Source organism: Limnobaculum eriocheiris (genome assembly GCF_021010575.1).
Classification (GTDB): Bacteria; Pseudomonadota; Gammaproteobacteria; order Enterobacterales; family Enterobacteriaceae; genus Limnobaculum; species Limnobaculum eriocheiris.
In genome coordinates this window covers 1-3,458 of record NZ_JAJNAG010000083.1, presented here as the reverse complement: position 1 = coordinate 3,458, position 3,458 = coordinate 1, and the positions used below count along the sequence as shown (strand labels likewise).

The following is a 3,458-nucleotide window of genomic DNA, read 5'->3' as shown; positions in this document are numbered from 1 at the left end:
GCGAACCCATCTTAAACGGTTGACCCGCAAGACTATCTGCTTCTCAAAGTCAGAAGAAATGCACGATAAGATCATCGGATGGTATCTGACGATCAATCATTACCACTAAATCTGCGTCACGACCCATCGGGTTATCAAATATAAGAAATAATACAGCTTCTGAATTAATGAGCGAAATTTTAATTTACATTTATTGATGATTGATTTTTTATGAAAACGCTATCGTGAAATAATAACTTATTTATCAACATTCCTTCCATTACTCTATCATCTTCATCTCATATTTATGATTTTTTCAAAATCTAAAGGATAAGCAGAATCAACATCTGTGATAGTTCCATCTGGATAAATAATTTTAAATTTATCTTCACGATTTGCAGGTTCTATAACAGTAACCATTTTATTAGTATGAAGTATTGGTTTGTAAACTATTTCATTTGGTATATATAGCTGATATGTTAAAGAGTTTTGTTCTCCTTTAATGGATACGATTGATTTTCTATTATTATCAATAAACTCTTTCTTTAATGGATAATAATTTTTTTGTACAATAAAATCATTATACTCTTCTTTAGGCTGTCTATTTGATGTAGCCGAAGCATAATCATCAAAAACAAACTTTACTTTTACTGGAGTATTCTCTTCAATATTGTTCAGAATAGAAGAATTTTTTTTATATTGAAATCCAATTATTATATTACTCAATTTCCATTTGCAATACCCTCCATCATCAACAGAAATAGTTTCTTTATAGATATTACTTCCCCCCTGTTTTTTAGGTATTACTTCAACATAACGTCGATCATCTTCATAACGCGCGTTGAAATCACCATCTCTGTATTTATTTTTACAAATACTAGAACGATATCTGACTTCGTAAGGCAATGCCTCTGTTTCTGCGGGTAATTCAATCGAAATACTAACTCTTCTAGGATCTTCAGGTAATGACATATAAATATAACCACCACCAATAATAAGCGCTACACTTCCCCAAAATAGTAACTTATTTTTCAACGTCTTCTTTGGCTGTTTGTTTAAATCTTGACAGTGCATCTTCCCCCCCCTGTAATTCCTGAGTAACGGTTAACGTATTTTGCAAAGCTGATTGCATTGAAATAAACAACTGATTTCGTTTCTTTTCATCTTTTGATAAATGAATTTCATGCTTTTTCATCTGATCAATAAACTCTTGCCGCTTATCTTTTCTTATCATACTTCTTTTTGTATCTACTAATTCAATTAGTTGATTATTCAGGAAAGGAATATACCGGTCAGGCATAAAATGATGTAGTGGATTTTTAATAGAATCCCTTGTTGGGGTTTCATAAGCAGGAAAAAACTCTCGCAAGCTCTGTTTATCTGCACAATCTACAAAATTACGCTGACATACCTCACTTTGTACATATTGCTCTTCACTAAGTGTTGATACCAGATAAAATTTTGCTTCAAGTGGTAAAGTGCCACGAATAGTAAAATCTTGCATAGCATCTTCATTATTTTCAGGGACATGTATATTATATACTACAGATTGTTGCGCTTTAAAAAATAAGACTACATCGCCGTGATGAACATACAACTCATTCTTTTTCTGTTCATCAATATCCGTTGATAAAGATATCCACTGCAACATTGATGCCCATGTACCGTAATATGTCCCTAATGATCCCCAGATATCATACATTTTACTATCCAACTCAGCTTGAGGTGGAACAAATGTTACCAAATCACCGTCATTAACATGGCGGTAATGCATAACATTCTGCAATTGCCTAACAACCCCATAAGTAAATACCCGCGGCATACCATAAGTATATACAAGTGGTTCATAACTTTTAAGAACCGCTGAATGAATAACTGATAACGCACCACCTAGACTATGACCAGAAATAAACAATTTCCTTTTCTTGTCACTAGCAATTTCTTTAATTTTATCAAAATCTTCTCCAAATTTTTTCCTTGCTATATCAAAAGCCTCCCAAAAACCCTTATGAACAAAACCCTTTTTATCCTCTAGCTCTAACTGATGTGGAATCGGCCGGAAAGTAAAGTTCGACACCCAATCAGGCCCTTCCTGAGAGCCCCGCCAGGACACAAGAATCATATTATTATTCGCAATGTAAAAAAGTTGAGAATCACCTTCTCCTCCCTTTGGCATATCCGTATTCAAAAATTGATTGACGGTGTATCCCTCACTAAAAGGCACGTCTTTAACAACTGCGTAAAAAAGCTGACGGTCATTTTTTAAACTTGGGATTGTTGACAGATCCCAAAAATTTTTCATAAACCGATTAAAAAACTCTTCCTTTTCATAAGTAATATTAGCCATAAATCCCAGATTATATGCATTTACCATAGAGTATTCTTTCTGATGGTGCAGCACCAAGTTCCATGCCCGAAATGGACAGATCTTAACCACAACCTGCTGTTCCATTAAATACATCGCAGCAATCGTTAACCCGGAAAACTGCGGGTCCGGAAAATGAAATGAAATCTCAGCCAATTCTACCTTTTTCTTATCCTGCTCTACCGCCCCTTCATTCTGATCTGCCTTTTTCTCATCTTTATTCATCTGGCTAGGGTTAGCCACTTCTTGTCTGTCAATTTCTTGTTTTGGAATACTGTTACAAAGCTGTCCAATTACCACTTGGTATACGATATTTTTAGTTTTTGTATCAGGAATAGCCGGCGTCATTTTCATCTGATACGGCGTAACCCACTTAGATTTCAACGTCCGTTTTTCCATCTCATCCGCAAGTGGCTGAGCATCTATAGTTAACGTCACATCTGAATACGCTAAATTTTCCAGACGGATAACACCATCCGCATCGCTGATTCCTGTGTACTGAGCTACTCTCTTATCACGAGTTTCCTGATTATCTACCCAGTAAGTCATACCGGAAACAGGATTATCATGATCGTCTACCAGCTTTATTTCACCCCGGTAACGTTTTTGATTTGGAGCAGCTGCTTTACCATATTCTCCTGAATTTGATGTTCTGGTCTCACTCATCTCAACCTTTCCTTCTGATTATTTTAATAATTTCCGTTTCCTGGACATTGAAAAACACGTTTATGCTTTATTTACAGAGCGTATTGATAAAACCTTCACTACTTCAGAAACAACCCAAAGGAAAAAAACTGAAACAGCAGAATAATTATCTGTCCCACGTAACACCAGTAAAACTAATGATAACGAGGGGGCAGAACACAATAAGCGAAATGGTATTTGAATATAGGTTAGCTTTTTTACTCGTTCATTCAATTTGAAAAATCGAATCATTGAAATAATGATAGATATATAAAAACCAGTGATAATTAAAATAAGGAAAATATGGTCGTGACGCATATTTAGTGTTGTGGTATTCTTCGCCCTTTGGATGATTGATGGCAAAGATTGATGTAGTTTGTCCCCGCTGTTCTGAAACGAGTGATGTGATCCGAAACGGTCATTCCACCTC

At 35.4% G+C, this 3,458-nt stretch carries 4 protein-coding genes; 2 read left to right on the top strand and 2 right to left on the bottom strand.

Annotation, left to right across the window (positions count from 1 at the left end; translation table 11 throughout):
- On the top strand, positions 1–109 hold a 109-nt coding region (locus LPW36_RS17495; RefSeq protein WP_230608631.1), incomplete at its 5' end, for an IS1 family transposase.
- 164 nt (positions 110–273) lie between these two features.
- Here LPW36_RS17495 and LPW36_RS17490 read toward each other — a convergent pair.
- Complete coding sequence (locus LPW36_RS17490; protein ID WP_230611866.1) at positions 274–1,053, bottom strand: hypothetical protein; 780 nt, start codon at positions 1,051–1,053, stop codon at positions 274–276.
- On the bottom strand, positions 1,004–3,010 hold the full coding sequence (locus LPW36_RS17485; protein ID WP_230611864.1) for a lipase family protein: 2,007 nt from the start codon (positions 3,008–3,010) through the stop codon (positions 1,004–1,006). Before LPW36_RS17485 ends, LPW36_RS17490 begins: the two co-directional genes overlap by 50 nt.
- A 374-nt stretch (positions 3,011–3,384) precedes the next feature.
- On the opposite strand from LPW36_RS17485, the gene LPW36_RS17480 reads away from it, so the two are divergent.
- On the top strand, positions 3,385–3,458 hold a 74-nt coding region (locus LPW36_RS17480), incomplete at its 3' end, for an IS1 family transposase (RefSeq protein ID WP_338085967.1).

Bases quoted from the DNA above. Each gene is read 5' to 3' on its own strand.
- LPW36_RS17490 (WP_230611866.1), bottom strand. From the start codon at position 1,053: ATGCACTGTCAAGATTTAAACAAACAGCCAAAGAAGACGTTGAAAAAT.
- LPW36_RS17485 (WP_230611864.1), bottom strand. From the start codon at position 3,010: ATGAGTGAGACCAGAACATCAAATTCAGGAGAATATGGTAAAGCAGCT.